Raw genomic sequence first — 23,623 nt, 5'->3', positions numbered from 1 at the left:
TGCCGGACATGATATGTTGAAGGTCACAGAACATTCTTCTGTGGTCTTTTTGTTGTGTCCGAGAACGGGAGCAGATGGGGTACAACCGAGATCCTACAAATAATAAGCGAGTGGTGAAACCGAGTGATTTCATTTTTAAAACGATTTTTAATTGGCAGACCCTTAAAGTCCAGTGAATTGGGCGAGCAAAAGTTAAATAAAAAGAAAGCGCTGGCTATACTGTCTTCAGATGCGCTGTCATCCGTGGCCTACGGGCCGGAGCAAATCCTGATTGTTCTGGTTACGATTGGGGCAGCCGCCTTCTGGTATTCGATCCCGATTGCGCTGGGTGTGTTGATCCTGCTGACCGCGCTCATTCTGTCCTACCGGCAGATTATTTTTGCTTATTCCCACGGCGGGGGCGCCTATGTGGTGTCCAAGGAGAACCTGGGCAAGTATCCGGGGTTAATTGCCGGCGGTTCGCTGCTGGTTGACTATATTTTAACGGTGGCTGTAAGTATATCGGCGGGTACGGATGCCATCACCTCAGCGTTTCCCAGCCTGCATGAGCATAAAGTGGTGATTGCCATTGTGTTTGTGCTTCTGATCACGATTTTGAACTTAAGAGGGGTCACGGAATCTGCCTCCGTCCTCGCTTATCCGGTCTATTTATTCGTCTTGGCCTTATTCATCCTGATTTGTACAGGTCTGTACAACATCTTGTCAGGTAACGTTCCGGCAGAACTGCATACCTCACTGGGGACTCCGGTAGCGGGGATCAGCCTATTTCTATTATTGCGCGCCTTTTCTTCCGGGAGCTCTGCATTAACGGGTGTAGAAGCGATCTCCAATGCCATACCGAATTTCAAAAGCCCGGAAGCGTCCAACGCCTCCAAAACCTTAATCGCCATGGGAGTTTTATTGGCTGTAATGTTCTCAGGAATTGTGGTGTTAGCCTATTATTACGGGATTGCTCCCCGAGCTGACGTTACTGTTGTCTCGCAAATTGCCGAGCAAACCTTTGGCCGGAATGCGATGTACTATTTTATCCAGGGAACGACTGCATTAATCCTGATCCTGGCTGCCAATACCGGTTATTCCGCCTTTCCATTGCTGGCCGTGAACCTTGCCAAGGATAAGTTCATTCCACGAATGTTCACCATGCGGGGGGACCGGCTGGGTTACTCCAACGGTATTATCATATTGGGCGTTCTATCCATGCTTCTGATTTATGTCTTTGAGGGGAAAACGGAGCAGCTGATTCCTTTATATGCTGTAGGTGTGTTCATTCCCTTCACGTTATCGCAGAGCGGAATGATGGTGAAATGGCTCCGGGAAAAGCCTGCGGGCTGGGTGCAAAAGTTCATCATCAATACGGTTGGCGCTCTGATCAGCTTCGTTGTAACGATGATGTTCTTCATGACCAAGTTTACGCAGGTATGGCCGGTATTTGTCTTTCTGCCGATTCTGCTCCTGGTGTTCCACCGGATTCATAAGCATTATGAGGCCATTGCGGACCAGCTTAGAATTACTACTTGTGAGGAGACGATCAAGATTGAAGGCAATGTGATTATCGTGCCGGTGGCCGGAATCACGCATGTCGTGATGAACTCCCTGGAATATGCCAAGTCGCTGTCTCCGCAGCAGATTATTGCCGTCTACGTGCCCTTCGAGCGGGAAGATGAAGCGGTGTTCGAGGAGAAGTGGAGAAAGTGGCAGCCGGACGTAAGGTTAGTAACCCTGTATACTCCTTATAGAAGCATCATACAACCCTTGACCAAATTCATTGATAAGGTGAACTGGAAGGCCGCAGAGCTGAACCATAGGGTAACGGTAATTATTCCACAGTTCATTCCGAAGAAAGGCTGGCATAATATCCTTCATAATCAATCGAGTCTGCTGATACGCGCCCGTCTGTTGTTCCGCAGCGATGTGATTGTCACTACAGTGCCTTATCATTTGAAGAAGTGATGGATTATAAAAAGCCTGCACCCCCATACCGGGCGTGCAGGCTTCTTGCTGTTATTACGGTTCATTCGTCGACTCAGCCCAGCTTAAGCAGCCTGCTTCGCAGGCAACATACGGCGGACCAGCTTTGCCAGCTCCATCACAATGACAGCGCCCAAGGCGAGTCCGGTTGCGGTTAGCCAGTGATTCATCCCGAAGGAAGCGGGGATCGAGAAAATATCTCTGACTCCCGGCAGCACTGCGATGCCATAAAAGGCAAAGCAGATCATGACCGCGCCGATTACATATTTGTTGCTGAAGAAGCCGGCCTCCACAGAGGTCTGACTGTTGGAGCGGGCGGCGAAGGTCTGCAGGGTACGCGCCAGAATCAGCGTGGTGAAGGCCATCGCAATGCCCATTTCATCCGAATGCTGCAGCCCGATATACTGGGAGATAATCACGGCAATCCCGATCAGCAGACCACGGGTAATGACCGCCTGCATCATCCCGCCCGCGAAGATGCCTTCGCTAATATCCCGCGGCTTGCGGCTCATTACATCCGGCTCGGCCTTCTCCATACCCAGGGCAATGGCGGGCAGGGAGTCATTCGCCAGGTTAATGAACAACAGCTGAATCGCGGTGAACGGATTAATCCAGTCGAAGATCAGGGCGAACAGGATGGCGATAATCGCACCCAGATTGCCGGCGAACAGATAGGCGATCGCTTTCTTAATGTTATCGAACACTGTCCGGCCAACGGCCACTGCATTGACAATAGACACGAAATTATCATCGGTGAGGATCATAGCCGCCGAATCCTTGGCCACATCGGTTCCGCTGCCCATAGCTACACCGATATCGGCCTGCTTCAGGGCTGGTGCATCATTGACGCCGTCGCCGGTCATGGCGGTGATTTTGCCTTTACGCTGCCAGGCACGGACGATTCTGATCTTGTTCTCAGGGGAGACACGGGCATAGACGCCAATCTGCTCCAGCCTGCTGTCCAGCTCCTCCTCGGACATGGCATCCAGCTCCTGGCCGGTGACTGCAATCTCATGCTCTGCCATCAGTCCGATATCGCGGCCGATAGCCTGAGCCGTAGTCTTGTGGTCCCCGGTGATCATAATCGTACGGATACCTGCTTTGTTCGATTCGGCGATAGAGCCATATACGGCCTCGCGCGGCGGGTCAATCATCGCCGACAGGCCGACCAGAACCAGGTCGTGCTCATCGTCAAGGCCTACCTCAGTCACCGTGTCCGGCACGTTCTTATAAGCGTACGCAAGCACGCGCAGCGCTCTGCTGGAGAACTGTTCGTTCGCTTCATTAAAGTTTTCCAGGACCTCTGCCGTCAGCGGAACCTCCTGGCCCTCCAGCAGGACATGGGAGCATCTGCTGAACAGGACATCGGGACCGCCTTTGGTCAGCAGGGCCTTCTGTCCTTCGAACGTATGCAGCGTGGTCATTAGCTTGCGTTCCGAATCGAACGGCAGCTCGGCCTCGCGCGGGAAGTTATCGCGGATCTCGCGGTAATCCCTGTCCTTGTTGTTGCTGAAGGCAATCAGTGCTACCTCGGTCGGGTCGCCCAGCTCCTTGCCTTCTTCATTAATATTGGAATCGTTACAGAGTACAGCGATATGCAGAAGCTTGCGGGCTTCTTCCGACCAGTCATCGGCCTTCAGCTTGAACTGCTCCTCCGGCCCTCCGGGCAGGAAATAATCGACAACCGTCATTTTATTCTGGGTCAGCGTTCCGGTCTTGTCTGTACAGATGACGCTCGTTGATCCCAGTGCCTCTACAGCAGGCAGCTTACGGATAATAGCATGCTGCCGGGCCATCTTGTTCGTGCCCACGGAGAGCACTATGGTTACGATAGAAGACAACGCCTCGGGGATAGCGGCAACGGCTACTGCTACAGCGAACATCAGGGCATTCAAGATGGCTTCGGTGGTGTCCACTGTGTCATTCGAGAGCCAGACGCGTAAGGCTTGAATGGAGAAGATCAGCACAGACAGCAACAGGACGGCGATCCCCAGCTTTTTGCCGAAGCTCTCCAGCTTGCGTTGCAGGGGCGTCTGCTTGGCTTCGGCACTCTCGATCAGCCCGGCAATCTTTCCCAGCTCGGTGCCGAGTGCCGTTCCTGTAATCACCAATGTTCCCCGTCCATAGACGACTAGTGAGCCGCTGAAGGCCATGTTGCGCCGATCGCCCAGCGGAGCCTCCTGCGGGATAGGGTCGGTATGCTTATCCACGGCTTCGGATTCGCCGGTCAGCATGCCCTCATCAATCCGCAGACTCCCGGATTCAATAATCCGTCCATCCGCAGGCACATAATCGCCAGCCTCCAGGAAGACGATGTCGCCCCGGACCAGCTCCCTTGCCGGAATCGACAGTAAGGCTCCGTCCCGCATGACCTTGGCTTCGGGTGCGGACATTTTGCGCAGGGCGTCCAGTGAGCTCTCCGCCTTCTTGGTCTGAACCACACTGATTACAGCATTCAGAATCAGCACCACGAAGATGATGACGGATTCCATAATATGTCCCATTACGATCTGAACGGTTGCCGCGATGAGCAGCACAATGACCATAGGGTCTTTGAAATTCTCCAAAAACAGCTTCCATAGCGGGTCCTTTGCTTTACCCTTCAACTCATTGTAGCCTTCCTTGGCCAGCCGGTTATCTACTTCAGCAGACGTAAGCCCGCTTGCGGAACTGTGGACTTCTTCCAGGGTGTCTGAACTATTGCGGCGGTAATACTCCATCAGGTACAAGCTCCTCTCCCGTTTGTTATTCTTTAGTCTGTATGGTCCAAATTTACGTTAGATAGTATGACAAGTTTCAACATTTTCAGTACGGGCGGCTAATTACTTATACCCCAATGAGGGGTTTTTGTATAAGATCAATGGGGAAATTAATTATAGTATTGCGGAACCAGAGATGCTAAGGGCCATGCCCAGGCGTCTTTTTTGTGCTTTTTAGAGCAAAACCCATAAATAGTGGTATTTTTCCCAATGAGGGGTTCCTTATGCGAGAGAGGGACAAGCACTATAATATGAAGGCGGTTACATATAACCGAGGATGAAGATAAAAGGGGAGGCAAAGTATGAAAAGTATGAAGCGTGTTTTAGCGGGGCTCTCAACAGTGCTCGTGATGTCATCTGCTCTGGCAGGATGCGGCGGCGGGAATTCGGATTCCAGCTCGTCCGGCGCAGCTGCAACAACGGCTCCGGCATCGAATGCGGCAGAGGCAACTGAAGCTCCGGAAGCGGGTAGCGGTGAGAAGGTAACGATCAATCTGTGGAGCTTCACTGACGAAATTCCAAACATGACTAAGAAGTATTTGGAAATTCATCCAGAGGCAAATGTGGAGTTCAAAACTACGATTGTTGCGACTACAGACGGCGCATATCAGCCTGCGCTTGACCAGGCTCTAGCTGCCGGCGGCAAAGATGCACCTGATATTTATGCTACTGAAGGCGCATTCGTACTCAAATATACACAAGGTGATGCATCCACTTTTGCAGCCAACTATGCGGACCTGGGCCTTACCGATCAAATGGTTAAGGATGCAGGCATCGCTCAATATTCTGTTGATATCGGCAGCAGCACTGACGGACAGCTTAAAGGTCTCGGCTATCAGGCAACAGGCGGAGCCTTTATCTATCGCCGCTCGCTTGCGAAGGATGTGTTTGGAACAGATGACCCGGCTAAGATTAAGGATGAGGTGGGTCCAGGCTGGGATAAATTCTTCAGTGCAGCAGAGAAGCTGAAAGCTAAAGGATATGCCGCAGTTTCCGGTGACGGCGATATCTGGCACGCGATCGAAAACAGCTCGGATAAAGGCTGGATTGTCGATGGCAAGCTGCATATTGATCCGAAGCGTGAAGAATTCCTTGATCTCTCCAAGAAGCTTAAAGACAATAACTACTATAACGATACGACAGATTGGCAAGAAGCCTGGTTCGCTGATATGAACGGCACTGGCGAAAAACCAGTCTTCGGTTTCTTCGGTCCCGCTTGGCTCATTAACTATACGTTAAGCGAACATGCCAAAGATACAAAGGGTGACTGGGCAGTTACTGAATCACCAACAGGATTCTTCTGGGGAGGCACTTGGTTGCTCGCTAACAAAGACGTAGTCAAGGACGAAGCCAAGAAAAAGGCTGTTGCAGACTTTATCAAATGGGTAACACTCGACACTACTGAAACCGGACTCCAGTACTACTGGGCTAACGGAACGTTGAAAGATGGCGAGCAAGGCGCGAAGGATAGCGTTGCTTCCTCTGTTGTTATGGATAAGTCTAAAGGTGACTTGGAACTCGTTGGCGGACAGAACATTTTCGATATCTTTGTTCCGGCGAATGCCAACGCTTCCGGTAAGAACTTGACTGCATTCGACGAAACGATCAACAAGCTCTGGCGTGATCAAGTACGCGAATATACTGCAGGCAATAAGACCCGTGATAAAGCACTCGAAACCTTCAAACAGCAGGTCAAAGATCAACTTAATATCGATAGCGAATAAAAATCAAACGAAGGGGCGGGGGAGACATCCCGCCCCTTCGTATCAACTAAAGGGGTGAGAGCATGCGCCGCAAAGGTGTGAACTACTCGAAATTTGGCTATATTTTTACGTTTCCGTTTGTTTTAGCATTTCTGATCTTCTCGCTCTATCCTATTTTATACACCGCATTCATCGGGTTCACCGATTTGCAGGGATTAATACCAAAACCCATACATATTTTGGATAATCCTTTTCAGAATTTCAAAGATTTGATCCTTAGCAACGCCTCTTTCCGAAAATCTCTGATTAACACCGGGTTGCTCTGGTTCCTTAACTTCGTTCCCCAGATCCTTCTGGCGCTCTTACTCACTGCATGGTTCACTAACCAGCGTCTTAAAATTAAGGGGCAAGGCTTTTTCAAGGTTCTGCTCTATATGCCGAATGTGATTACTGCGGGTACAATCGCCTTGCTATTCAGCACTCTGTTTGGCTATCCGATGGGTCCGGTAAACAGCTTTTTTCAAATGATGGGCTGGTCCGACGCTCCGATCTACTTCCTTCAGGATAAGACGGTAGCGCGGGGCATTGTGGCATTCATCCAGTTCTGGATGTGGTACGGAAACACCATGATTATTCTTATCGCAGGTGTTATGGGTATCAATCCTGCGCTCTTCGAGTCTGCGGCGATTGACGGTGCAAACGGAGTTCAAACGTTCTTCCGGATCACGCTGCCAAGTTTACGTACCATTCTGTTATTCACGCTGATTACATCGATGGTCGGTGGCTTGACTATGTTTGACATTCCGCAGCTCTTCCTTGCAGGCGGACCGGATGACTCTACGCTTACTACGTCCATGTTCATTTATGGGCAAGCTTTTAAAGGAAGCTATTTGTACAACCGTGCTGCTGCTGCGAGTATGATTATGTTCTTGATTTCAGGAATATTATCTGCATTTGTATTCTATCTAATGCGTGACCGTGACGCGGCAAGACTTAAAAAAATCGAAAAAATGCATCGGAAATCTAACAAGAGCAGCCAAAAGGGGGGCGTAGCACATGGACAATAATCAAAAAGACGGAAATGTCACCCGGACGATCAATAAAACGATTATCTATATCGTCTGCATCTCTCTGGCGGTGCTCAGCATCCTACCGTTTTGGATCATGTTTGTAAACGCCACCCGCTCTTCGTCAGAAATCCAAGGCGGTCTCTCGCTATTGCCTTCATCCCATATGATGGAGAACCTGCGGGTTCTGCTCGAAAAGAGCTTCGATCCGATTCAGGGGTTCATGAATTCATTTATTATTTCTGCTTCAGCCACTCTCCTGACTGTCTATTTCTCATCCCTTGCGGCGTACGGTCTAGTGACTTATAGCTGGAGGCTGCGCGGGGCATTCTTTACCTTTATTTTATGTGTAATGATGATTCCTTCCCAAGCCAGTGCGATCGGCTTCTATCAGTTCATGTATAAAATACATTGGACCAACAGCTTCCTTCCGCTGATTCTTCCTGCAATTGCCGCACCGGCAGTAGTGTTCTTTATGCGCCAGTATCTGCTGGCCACACTGTCCATAGAGATCGTGGAAGCAGCACGTGTGGACGGTTCGGGTGAGTTCAAAACCTTTAACCGCATTATCTTACCGCTAATGGTTCCGGCAGTGGCGACGCAGGCAATCTTCGCCTTCGTGGGCAACTGGAACAACTTGTTCATGCCGTTAATCCTCCTTACTCAGAAGGAGAAGTATACGATGCCGATCATGGTCAGCCTGCTCCGAGGGGATATATACAAGACCTCCTTCGGCTCGATTTATATGGGGCTGGCGCTGACCGCATTGCCGCTGTTCGTAGTCTACTTCCTGCTGTCCCGTTATATTATCGCAGGTGTAGCACTGGGCGGAGTCAAAGAATAACCGGATCAGGATAGCTGTGAAGACAAACCATACTGCAGAGAAGGTCCATTCCGATGGATCATTCTACTGCAGTTTTTTGTGTGTGGTCGGTTGAATGAACATCCGGTATCGGGTAATGTTGAAGGATCAGCGGATAGGGGGAAGCAGGAGTGAAAATCGGATTATTAATTATTGATCTGCAAGAGGTCCATGTAAGCGAGGTAGAGCAGAAGGAAATTGACCGCGCGTGCGAGTATATCAATTTTGTCTCGGGACTGCTGCGCGCCAAGGGACATGCCGTCATTCATATTCAGGACATTGAGGGCATGGAGCCGTCTGAGGAAGCGAAGTTTGCGATCATCCCCGGAATTGAGATTCAGGAGACGGATTTCAACGTGAAGAAGGAATACTCGAATGCCTTTTGGAAGACGGATCTGGAAAAGCTTGTGCGGGAGCAGGGTATCGATTTGCTGATCCTCTCCGGCTATGCCGCTGAGCATTGCGTTCTGTTCACCTATAACGGGGCAGCCGAAAGAGGAATCAAGGCGGTGCTGTTGCAGAATGGGATTCTAAGTTCGCATAAGGATGTACTCACGGCGGCGTACAGAGACCGGAATCTGATTTCGTATCCTGTGATTCAGGCCCTGGTGCAGTCTTAGTTTTCATCAAACAAGCCTCAAGCACCGTTTGGCGCTTGAGGTTTGTTGTGGATAGAGTAAAGTATTCCTGCTCAGAGTGAAGCCGGTCTTTATTTCCCCTCAGTACGGGCTAACTCCGCATGCACAATAGGGGCAACCTTGGTGCCCAGCAGTTCGATGGCACGCAGGACCTCGCGGTGCGGCATGTAGCCGACATTCACATGCAGGAAGAACCGGGTCACGCCGAGATTCTTGCGCAGCAGAATGATCTTCTCGGCGACATACTCTGCGTCACCGACATAGAGTGCTCCGCGTAAGCTGCGGGCATCGTCGAAGGCTGCGCGGTTGTAGGTTCCGCCCCAGCCCCGTTCGCGTCCGATGACATTCATCTGGGCCTGGGTGGACGGGTAGAACAAGGCGGAAGCTTGTTCGTTAGTTTCACCTACGAAGCCGTGGGAGTGTGTGGCAATCTGCAGCTTGTCCGGATTATGCCCGGCGCGTGCTGCGGCTTCCTTGTACAAGTTCACCAGCGGAGCGAACCGCTCAGGCATGCCGCCGATGATGGCGAAGGCAATTGGCAGACCCAGTGTTCCGGCCCGCACGGCAGATTCGGGATTGCCGCCGCTGGCGACCCAGACCGGAAGCGGGTCCTGAACAGCACGGGGATAGACCGGCAGATTATTTATAGCCGGACGATGCCCGCCGCGCCAGGTGACCTTCTCGGAGGCGCGGATCGCCAGAAGCAGCTCCAGATTCTCCTCGAACAATTCATCGTAATCCTCCAGACTGTAACCGAACAGCGGGAAGGACTCAGTGAAGGAACCGCGTCCGGCCATAATCTCAGCCCGGCCGTTCGAGAGGCCGTCCAGCGTAGCGAATGCCTGATAGACCCGCACCGGATCATCCGAAGACAAGACACTGACCGCACTGGTCAGTCTGATCCGCTTGGTTGTCGCTGCCGCTGCGGCGAGGATTACAGCCGGGGCACTCCCTGCATAATCCTTACGGTGATGCTCGCCTATTCCATATACGTCCAGGCCCACCTGATCAGCGAGCACAATCTCCTCGACAGCTTCCCGCAGCCGTTCTGCATGGCTGATCGTCTGCCCCGTCACCGGGTCAGGTGTAGTCTCCAAAAACGTGCTTATCCCAATTTCCATGATTCTCTTCTCCTCGGCCATAATGCTCCGCCCCTTTCTTCATGTTATTATTCTACTATACTTTTTAATGTTTCTCAACTTTAGTAAGTGAAAAAGGTGATTTTTATTATTATATACGGAAGACTCCGTGATTAGCAGGACGCACCGATGTAATTGAAAAACCGAACACAATTGGACTGGGAGCGCCGCGTAGACCAAATGTAATCGAAAAACCGACTACAATTGGACCGGGTGTGGCGCGTAGGCGAAATGTAATCGAAAAACCGATTACAATTGGGCCGGGTGTGGCGCGTAGGCGAAATGTAATCGAAAAACCGAACAGATTGGGCGGTACGAGGGTACGGGGGCAAATGTAGTCGAAAAACCGAATACATTGTGCACGTACGAGGGTGCTTCCCACACTTGTCCTAACGCCAAAGAGACCGGGTTGCCCCGGCCTCTTTGGCGGCCTGCTGTTTTCAGGATTCAGGATTTATCCTTCTTGACGGCAAGCTGTACAATCATAATAACAAGAACGAGCAGTGCGATGAGCTGGTCTGTACTCATGGTAGTCCGAACCTCCAATCCTGTAACAAGGATGGCTCTTCCGGACCTGCATCTCCTCTCCAAGAAGCTGCTTCGTTCCCCATAATCCAGCCTATGTATTCATACATACACTTAGTACTTAAGCATATAAATATTATTACAGCTGACGGCTGCCGGGTAGGGCAGCGATGGCTCTGAACAGGCTTGCGTAAAGCAATGAACCTTCCAGCAATTTTTATCTTGTACTTCGGATGAGGCTGCTTTAGTATATATAAATTGGCTTATATTTATATATAGTGTAAGGAGTGCATCAGGGAATGCTGCAGATCAAATGGGGGGCTGAATTATGGTTGTGATAGCCTGCCTGATTTTTGTTGTGACTTTGGTTTTTGTGATCTGGCAGCCGCGTAATCTATCGATTGGCTGGTCTGCTTGCGGCGGGGCGATCCTCGCGCTTGCGGCAGGAGTGGTCAGCTTCGGCGATGTCCGTGATGTGACGCTGATTGTCTGGAATGCCACGCTTGCCTTCGTAGCTATTATTCTAATTTCCTTAATTCTTGATCGTGTCGGCTTCTTCGAGTGGGCGGCACTGCATATGGCGGCGGCGGCACGCGGCAACGGCACTCTAATGTTCATTTATGTGATTGTGCTGGGTGCGGTCGTGGCGATGCTGTTCGCCAATGACGGGGCGGCGCTGATACTGACACCGATTGTGCTGGCGATGGTCCGGGCGCTGAATCTGGATGAGCGCAAAGTCTTTCCTTTTATTATTGCCAGCGGCTTCATTGCCGACACCACCTCGCTGCCGCTGACCGTCAGCAATCTGGTCAATATTGTCTCCGCCGATTTCTTCGGCATCACCTTCATGCAGTATGCAGGACATATGTGGCTGCCTACCCTTTTCTCGCTTGGAGCAAGCATTCTGGTCTTATATCTGTACTTCCGCCGCAGTATCCCGAAGGAGTATGACACGGCTGGCATGAAGATTCCGGGGGATGCCATCAAGGACCAACGGATGTTTCAGCTATCCTGGTTCGTACTCGCGCTTCTGGTAGCCGGATATTTCGTCAGTGAATTCCTGAACATTCCGGTATCCGTGGTAGCGGGAGTGATCGCAATCTGTTTCCTGCTGATGGCCCGCAGAAGTCCTTACGTGAAGACGATGGAAGTGGTCAAGGGCGCGCCTTGGGCGATTGTTTTTTTCTCCATTGGCATGTACGTAGTGGTGTATGGCTTGCGTAATGCGGGACTGACGGATGTGCTCGCTGATATGATTGGCGGAATTGCGAAGCACGGGCTGTTCGCAGCCACGATGGGAATGGGCTTCCTGGCTGCGCTCCTCTCCTCGGTGATGAATAATCTGCCGACGGTGCTGATCGGGGCGCTGGCCATTGATACCGCACATGCCGCTGGGATCGTGAAGGAAGCCCTGATCTACGCCAATGTTATCGGTTCGGATCTGGGGCCGAAGATTACACCGATTGGTTCACTGGCCACACTGCTGTGGCTGCATGTGCTGTCGGGCAAGGGTGTGAAGATCTCCTGGGGCACCTATTTCAAAATAGGGATGATCCTGACGATTCCCACACTGTTCATCACATTACTCGGCTTATATCTGGAGCTGAAGCTGTTCTAAGTTCAAGAAAATATATGCGCAAATGTGATAATATTTGACTACCGGACAAAGATCCGTACGATAATCAGAGAGCAGGGTTAGAACCAATGACATTAAGTGGACAAGAACGCTACCGCTTCAGCGAAGCGCCTATATGGGAATTGCAGCGCACCTATTATGAACAGCTGGGTCTCCAGGCTTGGGCCAATGACCAGGTTCCGCAGTATATTACAAGCAATCCGATGATTGGAACGGCGTATGCGGAGATCATCTTTGGCTTTCTTCAGGACCGTGCGCAGAAAGGATTCACCACAGAGCCGGTAGTGGTACTGGAGCTGGGTGCAGGAGTGGGGCGTCTGGCGTTCCATGTGCTGCAGCAGCTGTGTGAGCTGATTCAATATGCAGGCGTGCTGCTGCCGCCGTTCCGTTACGTGATGAGCGATCTGCCGTGGAAGAACATTGAGGGCTGGCAGCAGCATGAGGGGCTGAAGCCTTTTGTAGAGCAGGGAATGCTTGACTTTGCCCGCTTCGATGCGGTCCGGGATACGGAGCTGAGCTTAACGCAGAGCGGATTGGTGATTAAGCCCGGGGATCTGGGGCAGCCGCTGATGGTAATCGCCAACTACTTCTTCGACAGTATTCCGCAGGAGCTGCTCTATGTAGATGAAGGCAAAATCTATGAATGTGAGGTCTCACTGCAATATCCTGAGCAGTCCGCTACCATGGGCCCGTCCGAGGTGCTCCGTGATCTGGTGCCGGAATACCATTACAAGCGCGCGGCGGGCTATGAGGACAGCTCGTATCCTTATCATGAAGTGATCGCGTTCTATCTGGACAAGCTGGAGGATTCACATGTGTTGTTCCCGGAAGCGGCCCTGTCCTGCATGGAGCGTCTTGGGGCACTCTCCCGGGGAAGCTTCCTGCTGCTCACCGCCGATAAGGGAGACCACCGGCTGGAGAACTGGGAATTCGCCGCGCCGCCGAAGCTGATTCACCACGGAAGCATCTCGCTTACGGCGAATTATCATGCACTGGTGCATTATTTTGAACGGAAGGGCGCACAATCCCAGTTCACGCAGCATCATTATAAGAATCTCAATGTGGGCTGTATCCTGATGCTGGAGGAGCCGATGCTGCATCCGCATACCCGGCTGGCCTACCGGCGGTTTGTTGAGCGCTTCGGGCCGGATGATTTCTTCAGCCTGAAGGTGTGGATCGACAAGAATTACGACACCATCGGCATGCAGCAGATCCTGGCCTTCTGGCGGCTAGGGGGCTATGATGCGGAACTATTCATTCAGAGTGCCGAGCGGATCTCTGCGCTGCTGCCGGATGCCAGCGACGAGGAGCTGCTGGACCTTCAGCGGGGGATCGACCGGATGTGGAGGGGCTTCTACCCGATGCCGCAAAAGTATGATCTGGCGCTGGACTGCGGGCTGCTGCTGTTCGAGATGGAGCAGTACGGGGAATCCCGCCGCTTCCTGGAGCATTCGCTCCAGTCCAGTGAGGAGGAGCCGGTAATTACCGTGCTGTACTGCCTGGCAATCTGCAGCTACGAGCAGGAGGATGATGAGGCGGCGCTGGATTATACGCGCAGATCCTTGCTGATCGAGCCGGAGCATGAGGAAGCGCTGGAGCTGCTGGCGGCGCTCAGTCAGGACCCGGCAGAAGCCTAGGCTGCCGCTCCGGGCAATCCGGCGCAGCCCTTTACACCCTTTGTGAGTTTTGTTATTCTGTATCCAATAACGCAAACGCGATGACGAGAAGAGTACATTCAATTCTTTCCTCACAGAGAGCTCCGGCTGGTGTGAAGGAGCAGGGAAGACTGGATGGAAACAAGCCTCTGAGCGGCTTACCGGAACCAGGCAGCAGCCGGTGATGGTAAGACAGGAGCTCCTGTTACAGAGCTAGAGTATAAGCCCTGCCGGACGGCAGCGCCGTACTTGATGAGATTAATATGGTGACATATTAATAAACCTGGGGTGGTACCGCGAGAATTTCGTCCCCAAGACTTACGGTCTTGGAGGTGAGGTTCTTTTTTGTTGTATCCAGATAAGGCGGCTTACCACCCATGAACAGGAGGAGATTGGAATGACAGAGAATAATGGACCGGCTCTGCCGGAGAATTATATGGATAGGCTGATTAGAGAAGATGTGGAGGCGGGAGTCTTCAGCCGGGAGATCTGCACCCGGTTTCCGCCGGAGCCCAATGGCTATCTGCATATCGGGAGTGCTTTTGCCATCCACACGAATGTGGGAATCGCCCGTAAATATGGCGGACGCTTCCACCTGCGCTTCGATGATACCAACCCGCTCAAAGAGGATAAAGAATACGTGGAAGCGATCATCCGTGATCTTGAATGGCTGGGCTGCAGTCCCGGGGAGCACATCTACTACGGCTCCGATTATTCGGAGGAGATCTACCGCAGGGCAGAGACGCTTATTCTGAAGGGCAAGGCCTATGTCTGTGATCTGACAGCAGCGGAAATGACCGCCTACCGAGGGACATTAACGGAGCCGGGAACAAACAGTCCTTACCGGAACCGCACGCCGGAGGAGAACCTGCGGCTGTTCCGGGCGATGCGCAAGGGAAAATACCCAAGCGGCGCCAAAGTGCTGCGGGCGCGGATCAACATGGCCTCGCCGAACATGAATCTGCGAGATCCGGTGCTGTACCGGATTATTCATGCGGAGCATTACCGTACAGGCAATGCCTGGTGCATCTATCCCATGTATGACTTCGCCCATCCGATTCAGGATGCGCTGGAAGGGGTGACGCATTCGCTGTGCTCGATCGAGTTCAAGGATCACCGGCCGCTGTATGAGTGGGTGCTGCGGGGGCTGGATATCCCGGAGGCCCCGAGGCAAAGGGAATTCGGCCGGGTGAACCTGACGGGAGTGGTCACCAGCAAGCGGTATCTCCGGGAACTGGTTGCCGGGAACTATGTGGACGGCTGGGATGATCCGCGGCTGCCTACACTCAGCGGGCTGCGCAGACGGGGATTCACGCCGGAGAGCATTGAGGCCTTCGTGCGGGAGATCGGCATGGTCCGCAATACAGCGATGGTGGATTTCTCGCTGCTGGAGCATTGCCTGAGACAGGATCTTAAGGCCAAGGTGCCGGCTGTTATGGCTGTGCTGGACCCGCTGAAGGTCGTGCTTACCAATTACGCAGCCGGGGCCTCTGAGCGGCTTCCCGTCAATAATAACCCTGAGAATACCGAGCTGGGTTCAAGAGAGGTACCGTTCTCCGGCACACTCTATATCGAGCGGGCCGATTTCATGGAGGTGCCTGTGAAGGGCTTCCGCAGACTGGTTCCAGGCGGCGAGGTGCGGCTTAAAGGCGGTTATATCATCCGTTGCCATGAGGTCATTAAGGATGCGGAGACGGGGGCCGTCCTCGAACTGCGGTGCACCTACGACCCGGAGACCAAGAGCGGCGGTGCATTAAGCGGCCGGAAGGTGAAGGGAACCGTACAATGGGTCTCGGCTGCTCATGCGCTGAAGAGTGACATATACCTGTATGAGCAGCTGCTGACGGATAACAACGGGCCGAAGGAGGAAGGGGAGAGCTGGGAGAAGTACATTAATCCGGGTTCCGTAACTCTGCTTACGGATTGCCTGCTGGAGCCGCTTGCCGGTAACCCTCAGCCCGGGGATACCTACCAGTTCCTGCGTCACGGCTATTTCTGCATCGACAGCAGGCATAGCACAGCTCAGAAGCTGGTGTTCAACAGAATCGTTCCGCTCAAGGACACCTGGAAGGGCAACGCAGGAAACGTAAGCAGCAGCGAATAAGTAGTGGATGAATCTAGAATTTGGCGGGCTATGCCAGGCTAACTTCTTAAAAAGTTTAGAATGTTACACAAGCAGCGGTGCTCCTGTTACTGGAGGATCGCTGATTTGCGTATGCGTCTGCCTCACTTTATAGGGCTGGATTACATAATATGGGTGGAGGATTAGGCGTGCAGGCATGAGCTCAGGCAGCGTATGAAAACCCAATGAAAATACATTTACAATTCTCATCTTGAGGATTATAATGATACCAGATCAAATGTTGCACCAGGGAAACTTTCGTGTGTATAGACAACTTTTTCCGGGCAAGAGGAGGACAGAACATGATGGAGCAAAATACCGCAGTAGAATCATCCCCTATATTAAAAGGTCATACCAACAAACATTCGGCGCAATCGGTGCTTAACGGAGATGTCAAGGGACTGAAGAGACTTCTTCCTTTTCTGGGCCCGGCTTTTATAGCTTCCGTTGCTTACCTGGACCCCGGCAATTTCGCCACCAATATTACCGCAGGCTCGAAATACGGGTATCTGCTGCTCTGGGTCATTTTCGCCTCGAATCTGATGGCCGTACTTATTCAATCCTTATCCGCCAAGCTTGGCATTGCTACCGGCAAGAATCTGCCCGAGGTCGCGCGGGAGCAATTCCCGAAGGGCGTGTCCATCTTCCTGTGGATTCAGAGTGAAATCGTCATTATCGCTACCGATCTTGCTGAATTCATTGGCGCGGCCCTCGGACTCTATCTGCTGTTCGGCATACCGATGCTTCCGGCGGCATTGATTACCGCTGTAGGATCGTTTGCCATTCTGGAGCTACAGCGGCGCGGTTACCGTACGCTTGAGGCCGGAATTGCAGGCATGGTGATGATCGTAGTTCTGGCTTTTGCATTCCAGGTCATTATGGCGAAGCCGGATGCGGGCAGTGTGCTTACAGGGATGTTCACCCCCAGATTCGAAGGCGTGGACAGCATCCTGCTGGCTGCCGGGATTCTTGGCGCAACGGTTATGCCCCACGCAATCTATCTGCATTCTTCGCTGACCCAGAGCCGTATCGTAGGTGCTAATGAACAGGAGAAGAAGCAGATTTTCCGGCTCGAATTCATCGATATTCTGATTGCGATGCTGATTGCCGGTGCAGTGAATATGGCTATGGTCATCGTCGCGGCAGCACTGTTCTTCAAGAATGGTCTGGTCGTCGAGGATCTGGATATCGCCTTCGAGCAGTTCCGCAATCTGGCGGGCCCAGTTACGGCGATCTCCTTCGGCCTCAGCCTGCTGATCGCAGGGCTGTCCAGCTCGTCGGTGGGCACGATGGCCGGTGATGTGGTGATGCAGGGCTTCATTAATAAAAAAATCAATCTCTACCTCCGCCGGGCGATCACTATTATTCCGCCGCTCTTCATCATCGCCTCGGGTGTTAATGCGACCAGCGCACTGGTGATGAGCCAGGTTGTCCTGTCCTTCGGGATTGCCTTCGCCCTGATTCCGCTCGTGATCTTCACCAGCGACCGCCGGATCATGCAGGGGCTGGTGAACCACCGGATCACCACCATCCTCGGCTGGATCATCTCCGCCCTGGTGGTCGCGCTGAACCTGTTCCTGGTAGTGGAGATGTTTGTGTAACACGCTATAACAGATTATCCAAGAGGTCGTCCTTTAGCCATAAAATGGCTTGAGAGGAGGGCCTTTTGTTTTGGTTTCAGCCTAAAAGCTCCGTTAACTTTAATTGTCTTTCCCTTTCCTTTGTAGAAGCATCTATAGAGTTACCCGTTAAAGAATTCGTTGTCTTTATTGCGTAGTCACTGCTAACTAAAGCATGTCCCCTCATATGTCCTGTTGCAATGGCTTGGGCGAAGGAACGCGCAGCATGTTTGCTAATATCTGTTTTGGATTCTTTCGCCAATTCATTCACTGTAAATCCAACCTTTCGTAAATCGAAGGCTCGAATCCTTCCGTCTATTCGTTTTTGTAATGTCTCAATCCCCAGATGTATTCGCGGGTCATCCTTTAAAGAATCATCAAGATAATCTAAGTACGGAGTAGCGACTCTCAAAGCCCATTCGGCAAGTAACTTTTGCGGCATTTTTTCAAGAGCTTCTTCAATTCGATTCCGCAAATTGCTGTTATCTATGATTTTTATTTTAGGGCTACTATGTTTAAATTCGATTTGTGCTTCTTTTAATATCTGCTCATGCGTATTCCATGCATAGTCTTCTAATTTCACTGAAAACACTCCTATCCTTTTGAACAGAGGGGTATGGGGATATAACAAATTTTACATCCAAAATTTATCCGAATGCAAACGGCCCATGGATGTCAACCGCATACCCCAAAAAGGAGTGCCTCAGTACCGTTTGACGGCTGCTGAGGACACCCCCTAGTCTAAAAGCATTCCGTCCTATTGCTTCACAATATCCTGCACCGCCTTATCCAGCTTCTCCAACAGCTGATCATGGTTCAGCTGGCCGCCGAGGTATTCCTGCATGGCAGCGCCGAAGCCCTGGGTCACGCCGTCAGGGAACATATCCCAGTTCCAGCCCAGCGCGCTCCCGGATTTCTCCTGCACGGCTACGGCTACCTGGCCGATATCGGCGGCGTCTGCGGTGATGTTTGCTTCCGCCGGGATGAACTTGAATTCCTTGGTCAGATACTTCTGGCCGGTTTCCGAGCTGACCATCCAGTTCAGGAAGGCCTTGGCTTCCTCCGGATGTGCGGATTTGCTGTTCACGATATAGTTGTTAGGCACGCCTACCAGGATGGTGCCTTCCTCGCTATTGATCGGGAGCGGGAGGAGGCCCAGGTTCATAGCCGGATCGATTTTGTCGATATCGCCTTGCGTCCAGTTCCCCTGCAGCATCATAGCGGCCTTGCCGGAGGCGAATTCAGCCACCTGGGTTGCATAATCGGTAGTCATCTTGTTGTCCTGGGCATTATCTATAATCACATCGACGAGATCCAGCCACTGCTTGAAGACGGCGTTGCCCTTGATGGTCTGTTTGCCCGCCTTCACATCGTCAATGAACTGCTTCGGATCAGGCTGGTGCGCCATTCCCACGTTAACGAGATGAATCCCCATCGACCACCACTCATTGGTCGCTTCGAACGGCGTGATGCCGGCGGTCTTCAGCTTGGCTGCGGCATCCTTGAGCTGCGGGAGCGTCTTGGGCTCTTCCGTAATACCGGCTTTGGCGAACAGATCCTTGTTGTAGATCAGCCCGTAGCCTTCTACATTCATAGGCATGCCATAGAGCTTGCCGTCTACGGTTGCCGGTGTCTTGGCGGTCGGGATCAGCTGGGCGGCCCAAGGCTCATTGCTCAGGTCGGTGGCGCGGTCCATATAAGGAACAAGAGCTATATACCCACCGTTATTGAAAATCTCAGGCTCAGAGCCGGAGGCAATCTCCGCCTTCAGCAGCGCGCCGTAATCCTCACCGCCGCCGTGCGTTTCGACCTCCACCTTCACACCCGTCTCCTTCTCATATTCTTCGGCGAGTGCATTCAGCTGCTCGGCAATTTCCACCTTGAACTGGAACATCTTGATCGTAACATCCTTGGCAGGCGCTTTGCCGGCTTCCGGTGCTGCGGATTCGGTTGACGCGTTAGGAGCATTCGTAGCGCTTCCATTGCCTGCGGAATTCGTATTGCCGCTGTTCCCGCAACCTGCGATAATGAGGGTGCAAACGGTTGCCATGATGAATGCGAACTTTCTTTTCATAGAATAACCTCCCTGGTCTGTGGTTCCTGCTCTTAGAGCGTAATGGAATTAATAGATGACTTACACTTCATATGTTGCTCGAAAAAGTGGATATTATTGCTGCAAAGGAAAGCCGGCCGAGTGATCATCCTTTAATGGAGCCTGCCGTCACGCCTTCCACAATATAACGCTGGAGGGACAGGAAGAACAAGAGAATAGGCGTGATCGCCATGACGAGACCCGCAAGGGCCAGATCCCACTTCTTGGTGTACTGACCGAAGAACTTGGTCACAGCTACGGGCAGGGTCGTCAGATCCTTATTCCCGCCGATCACCAGGACAGGCAGCAGATAGTCATTCCAGATCCACAGCGTGTTCAGGATAATGACGGTTACAATAATCGGCAGCAGCAGCGGGAAGACGATCCGGAAGAACACGCCGTAAGGATTCGAGCCGTCCACCCGCGCGGCTTCCTCCAGCTCCAGCGGCACCGTCTTGATGAACCCGTGGAACAGGAAGACAGACAGCGGCATCCCGAAGCCGAGATAACAGGCCACAATGCCGTACAGCTCGCCGCGCAGCTCCAGCAGGCTGGTCACCCGGACCAATTGTAGCATGAGCGACTGGAACGGAATGATCATCGCCGAGACCAGTAGCAGGAACACGAAGGAATTGAAGCGCGTCGGCTTGCGCACAATCTGATAAGCGGCCATCGAGCTGAACAGGACGATGAAGATTACACTGAGAATCGTAATTTGCAGAGAATTGAAGAAGGCCTGCGGGAAGTTAATGGCATCCCATACCTTGGAATAGTTACTCCAGTGGAACACCTGCGGCCAGGAAGCGGCGTCGGTCAGGATGTCCTTCAGCCCTTTAACCGAATTGCTCAGGACCAGATAGAATGGTGACAGGAAGACAATAGCCAGCAGAATGGCGGCAATTTCGAGGACGAAGTTGCCCGGGCGGTAGCGGCTGCTGTTCATTAGGCGGACACCTCTTTTCGTTTGGTAAGCCAGACCTGGGTGACGGTGATCAGGGAGACGGCGGCGAAGAAGAGCAACGCTTTGGCTGTACCCAGGCCATACCGGTTGTTGATCAGTGCCTCCGCATAAATGTTATAGGCCAGCGACTGCGTCGAGGTGCCCGGCCCGCCTTTGGTCAGCGACAGGTTGAGGTCGAACATCTTGAAGGCGTTGGAGGTCGTCAGGAACAAGCAGATAGTGATCGCCGGCATAATCAGCGGAATGTAGACGCTCTTGAACAGCTGGGGAGCGCGGGCACCGTCTATGCGGGCAGCTTCAATGAGATCCTTCGGAATCCCGGCCAGTCCGGCGATATAGATCACCATCATATAACCGGCCGTCTGCCAGACGAACACGATTACCAGACCCCAGAACCCGGTGCTTGGCGTGCCCAGCCAGGGCAGCTGAAAGAATGAAATCCCGGTCAGCTCGCCGATCGTAGCGAAGCCCTTGGTGAAGATGAACTGCCAGATGTAGCCCAGCAGAATGCCCCCGATCACATTAGGCATGAAAAAGATGGTACGGAGCAGCTTCTTCGTCTTCAGCGTCGTCATTAGAATGAAGGCCAGCAGCAGCGCAAGCACGTTGGCAGCCACCACCGAGATCACGGTGAAGCGCAGGGTGAAGACCAGGGACTCCCAGAACTTATCGTCATTCATAAAAATCCGTTTCCAGTTAGCCGCGCCGGTCCAGACCGCTTTGTCCAGATCCAGCCCGTTCCAGTCGGTGGAGGAGTAGTAGAAGCCGAGGAAGAACGGGGTGACCACAATGGTCAGGAAAAAGAGCAGACAGGGGCCGAGAAATACGATTTGCTGTCCCCAGCCTCGCTGCATACCTAGAGTTTTTCTCATATGGACTCTCCTTTGGGTAAGTTTGGGTAAGATATCTACGGGTTCACAGCTTGATTATAGAAAGCCCGGGCCACCGCTAACACTTCATTTCATGCCGGGAAAAGTGGATTATATTGCAGGCCATACGGCTCACACAACTTGTAGGAGGTTCCCCCATGTTCAAGAACAGCATCCGCACACGGCTGATGGCCTTAGTGCTGCTGGCGTCAGTGATCCCGTCAGGCATTTCTGTGACCTTCTCTTATCTCTATACGAGGCAGTCGGTTACGGACCAGTCCGTGAAGCAGAATACGAAGCTGCTGACGCTGGGGGAGGCGAATCTCCGGAGTTATTTCAGCGGCATGAACCAGCAGGCGATGTCGCTCTACAGCGGAATCAATGTTCCCAGCTCCTTCTACACCACCCTGCTTACCGCCAAAAGCGCCGCCCAGGCCCCGCCCGGCACCATTCTGCCGGACACCCGGGCCATCATCTCCACCCAGCTGTACAATCTGTTTCTTTCCGACCGCAATACGTATCAGATTCATCTGTATGTGAGGGCCGCCAGGCAGTCCAATCTGCTGCTTAAGGGATTTTTCCGCCGTGAGGATAATGCCGGCTATGCTGCGGAGGGGCAGGCCGGAGGGACTTACCGCCCGTATCTCGAAGTGACGCATATGGATCATCAATACGGCGTGAAGTCCGGCTTCCCCAATCTGAAGCCGGGGAGCGTGCCGGTCTTTACGGCCCATTTTCCCATCTACCGGACCCCTAGTGACAGCGTACTGGCAGATTTGTCGATCGATTATACGCTGGGGGAGCTGGAGGGGATTGTGGAGTCGATGTACACTTCGGACACAGAGCGGCTATATGTGCTGAATGAGCAAGGCGAGGCGCTGTTCGCCTCCGATCCGGACTGGATCGGGAAGCCGGTCTCAGCGGGCTGGAGCCGTCTCCCCGCAGAGCAGGACAGCGGGCATTTCGCCTGGAAGAAGGATGGCTTCCAGGGGATCGTAATGTACAAGCAGATCAAGGCCCCTTTGTTCAGCGGAAGCATTATCAAGCTGGTACCCTATGAGGATCTGTACACAGACGCAAGGGTGATTACCCGGTTCAATATGGGCATTGGACTGCTATTCCTGCTGATTGGGGGCATCAGTGCCGTGCTGATCTCCATCGGCTTCACCCGTCCGATCAAGAAGCTGATTCACTTCACGCAGAAGGTGCAGACCGGCCAGCTGGATGCGCATATGGATGCCGAGCGGGAGGACGAGTTCGGGCTGCTCACCCGCAAGATCACCGGTATGACCCGCACGATCAATGAGCTGATCGTTAAGGAATACCGGCTGGAGCTGGCGAACAAGACGAATCAGCTGAAGGCGCTCCAGGCCCAGGTGAACCCGCATTTTCTCTACAATGCGCTGCAATCCATCGCCAGCCTGTCCTTGCGCTATAATGCGCCGAAGGTGTATGATCTCATCTATTCCCTGGGCAGCATGATGCGTTATTCGATGAATACCGAGCGTATACAAGTACCGCTGCGTGATGAGATTGAGCATGTGCAGAACTATATGATTCTCCAGACGGAGCGGTTCGGCGAAGAGAATCTGCAGCTGGAGGTTCAGGCGGGGCCGGAGGCTCTGGAGCTGATCCTGCCGAAGATGATCCTGCAGCCGATTGTGGAGAATATCTTCAAGCATGCCTTCGCTGACGGCATAAGCGGGGGGCTGATTCAGATAGAGTGCAGGCTGGAAGGGGCGGCCAGGCTGGTGCTTGCCGTGAAGGATAACGGCCGGGGCATGAGCCCGGAGCGGCTGGAGGAGATCACGGCCTGCCTCAGAGGCAGCAGCCAGCCGGACCAGGAGGAGATTGGCCTGTACAATGTGCTGGCCCGCCTGCGGCTCCAGTTCGGCAGCGCAGCGGAGATGCAGCTGAAGAATAATGAAGACGGCCAAGGCCTTACCGTTACGCTGATTATTCCGCTGGAGGAGATTGACGGTTAATTCCGGCGGCTTTTGCGAATTGA

At 52.7% G+C, this 23,623-nt stretch carries 16 protein-coding genes and 1 other annotated feature; of the genes, 10 read left to right on the top strand and 6 right to left on the bottom strand.

The features are described from left to right. Positions 1-123 precede the first annotated feature (123 nt). Positions 124-1,950: an APC family permease gene (locus ACFSX3_RS32970; RefSeq protein ID WP_209991772.1), complete on the top strand. Its 1,827-nt coding sequence runs from the start codon at positions 124-126 to the stop codon at positions 1,948-1,950. An 83-nt stretch (positions 1,951-2,033) separates the two neighbouring features. Here the strand turns inward: ACFSX3_RS32970 and ACFSX3_RS32965 are convergent, their stop codons facing one another. After that, the gene (locus ACFSX3_RS32965) at positions 2,034-4,688 is read right to left on the bottom strand and encodes a cation-translocating P-type ATPase (RefSeq protein ID WP_209991773.1); all 2,655 of its coding nucleotides are present in this window, start codon (positions 4,686-4,688) and stop codon (positions 2,034-2,036) included. Positions 4,689-5,029: 341 nt separating this feature from the next. On the opposite strand from ACFSX3_RS32965, the gene ACFSX3_RS32960 reads away from it, so the two are divergent. The 4 genes from ACFSX3_RS32960 to ACFSX3_RS32945 all read left to right on the top strand — a co-directional run bounded on the left by ACFSX3_RS32960 (position 5,030) and on the right by ACFSX3_RS32945 (position 8,979). Next, complete coding sequence (locus tag ACFSX3_RS32960; protein WP_209991774.1) at positions 5,030-6,451, top strand: carbohydrate ABC transporter substrate-binding protein; 1,422 nt, start codon at positions 5,030-5,032, stop codon at positions 6,449-6,451. A 62-nt stretch (positions 6,452-6,513) separates the two neighbouring features. After that, a complete protein-coding gene (locus ACFSX3_RS32955; RefSeq protein WP_209991775.1) occupies positions 6,514-7,497 on the top strand; it encodes a carbohydrate ABC transporter permease in 984 nt (327 codons plus the stop codon). Continuing rightward, entirely contained in the window at positions 7,487-8,341 is an 855-nt protein-coding gene (locus ACFSX3_RS32950; RefSeq protein ID WP_209991776.1) for a carbohydrate ABC transporter permease, read from the top strand. Before ACFSX3_RS32955 ends, ACFSX3_RS32950 begins: the two co-directional genes overlap by 11 nt. Positions 8,342-8,490: 149 nt before the next feature. Next, positions 8,491-8,979 carry a cysteine hydrolase family protein gene (locus ACFSX3_RS32945; protein ID WP_209991777.1) on the top strand — a complete coding sequence of 163 codons (489 nt, stop codon included), beginning with the start codon at positions 8,491-8,493 and terminating at the stop codon, positions 8,977-8,979. An 89-nt stretch (positions 8,980-9,068) separates the two neighbouring features. Here the strand turns inward: ACFSX3_RS32945 and ACFSX3_RS32940 are convergent, their stop codons facing one another. Continuing rightward, positions 9,069-10,118, bottom strand: coding sequence for an LLM class flavin-dependent oxidoreductase (locus tag ACFSX3_RS32940; RefSeq protein WP_379313799.1), 1,050 nt, complete (start codon positions 10,116-10,118; stop codon positions 9,069-9,071). Positions 10,119-10,989: 871 nt separating this feature from the next. Between ACFSX3_RS32940 and ACFSX3_RS32935 the strand changes: the two genes are divergently transcribed. The 4 genes from ACFSX3_RS32935 (at position 10,990) to ACFSX3_RS32920 (ending at position 17,675) form a co-directional block, all read left to right on the top strand. Further along, on the top strand, positions 10,990-12,279 hold the full coding sequence (locus tag ACFSX3_RS32935; protein WP_209991779.1) for an arsenic transporter: 1,290 nt from the start codon (positions 10,990-10,992) through the stop codon (positions 12,277-12,279). Positions 12,280-12,365: 86 nt separating this feature from the next. Next, positions 12,366-13,934: a tetratricopeptide repeat protein gene (locus tag ACFSX3_RS32930; protein WP_209991780.1), complete on the top strand. Its 1,569-nt coding sequence runs from the start codon at positions 12,366-12,368 to the stop codon at positions 13,932-13,934. A 71-nt stretch (positions 13,935-14,005) separates the two neighbouring features. Next, positions 14,006-14,268: a binding site (T-box leader), on the top strand. An 81-nt stretch (positions 14,269-14,349) separates the two neighbouring features. Further along, positions 14,350-16,056: a glutamine--tRNA ligase/YqeY domain fusion protein gene (locus ACFSX3_RS32925; RefSeq protein ID WP_209991781.1), complete on the top strand. Its 1,707-nt coding sequence runs from the start codon at positions 14,350-14,352 to the stop codon at positions 16,054-16,056. Between the two features lie 323 nt (positions 16,057-16,379). Beyond that, a complete protein-coding gene (locus ACFSX3_RS32920; RefSeq protein WP_339225538.1) occupies positions 16,380-17,675 on the top strand; it encodes an Nramp family divalent metal transporter in 1,296 nt (431 codons plus the stop codon). A 76-nt stretch (positions 17,676-17,751) separates the two neighbouring features. Here ACFSX3_RS32920 and ACFSX3_RS32915 read toward each other — a convergent pair whose 3' ends face one another. The 4 genes from ACFSX3_RS32915 to ACFSX3_RS32900 all read right to left on the bottom strand — a co-directional run bounded on the left by ACFSX3_RS32915 (position 17,752) and on the right by ACFSX3_RS32900 (position 21,618). Continuing rightward, positions 17,752-18,276 (bottom strand): putative immunity protein, encoded by a 525-nt coding sequence (locus tag ACFSX3_RS32915; protein WP_209991783.1) that lies wholly within the window; start codon positions 18,274-18,276, stop codon positions 17,752-17,754. A gap of 174 nt (positions 18,277-18,450) precedes the next feature. Then, positions 18,451-19,767 carry an ABC transporter substrate-binding protein gene (locus tag ACFSX3_RS32910; protein ID WP_209991784.1) on the bottom strand — a complete coding sequence of 439 codons (1,317 nt, stop codon included), beginning with the start codon at positions 19,765-19,767 and terminating at the stop codon, positions 18,451-18,453. A gap of 124 nt (positions 19,768-19,891) precedes the next feature. Next, positions 19,892-20,728 carry a carbohydrate ABC transporter permease gene (locus ACFSX3_RS32905; protein ID WP_209991785.1) on the bottom strand — a complete coding sequence of 279 codons (837 nt, stop codon included), beginning with the start codon at positions 20,726-20,728 and terminating at the stop codon, positions 19,892-19,894. After that, positions 20,728-21,618: a carbohydrate ABC transporter permease gene (locus ACFSX3_RS32900; protein WP_209991786.1), complete on the bottom strand. Its 891-nt coding sequence runs from the start codon at positions 21,616-21,618 to the stop codon at positions 20,728-20,730. Before ACFSX3_RS32900 ends, ACFSX3_RS32905 begins: the two co-directional genes overlap by 1 nt. 155 nt (positions 21,619-21,773) lie before the next feature. Here ACFSX3_RS32900 and ACFSX3_RS32895 point away from each other — a divergent pair, with 155 nt between their 5' ends. Beyond that, on the top strand, positions 21,774-23,600 hold the full coding sequence (locus ACFSX3_RS32895) for a sensor histidine kinase (RefSeq protein ID WP_209991787.1): 1,827 nt from the start codon (positions 21,774-21,776) through the stop codon (positions 23,598-23,600). Positions 23,601-23,623 lie beyond the last annotated feature (23 nt).

It is taken from the genome of Paenibacillus rhizoplanae, from assembly GCF_042684125.1.
GTDB classification, from domain to species: Bacteria; Bacillota; Bacilli; order Paenibacillales; family Paenibacillaceae; genus Paenibacillus_AQ; species Paenibacillus_AQ rhizoplanae.
This window is presented reverse-complemented; position numbering and strand designations above follow the sequence as displayed.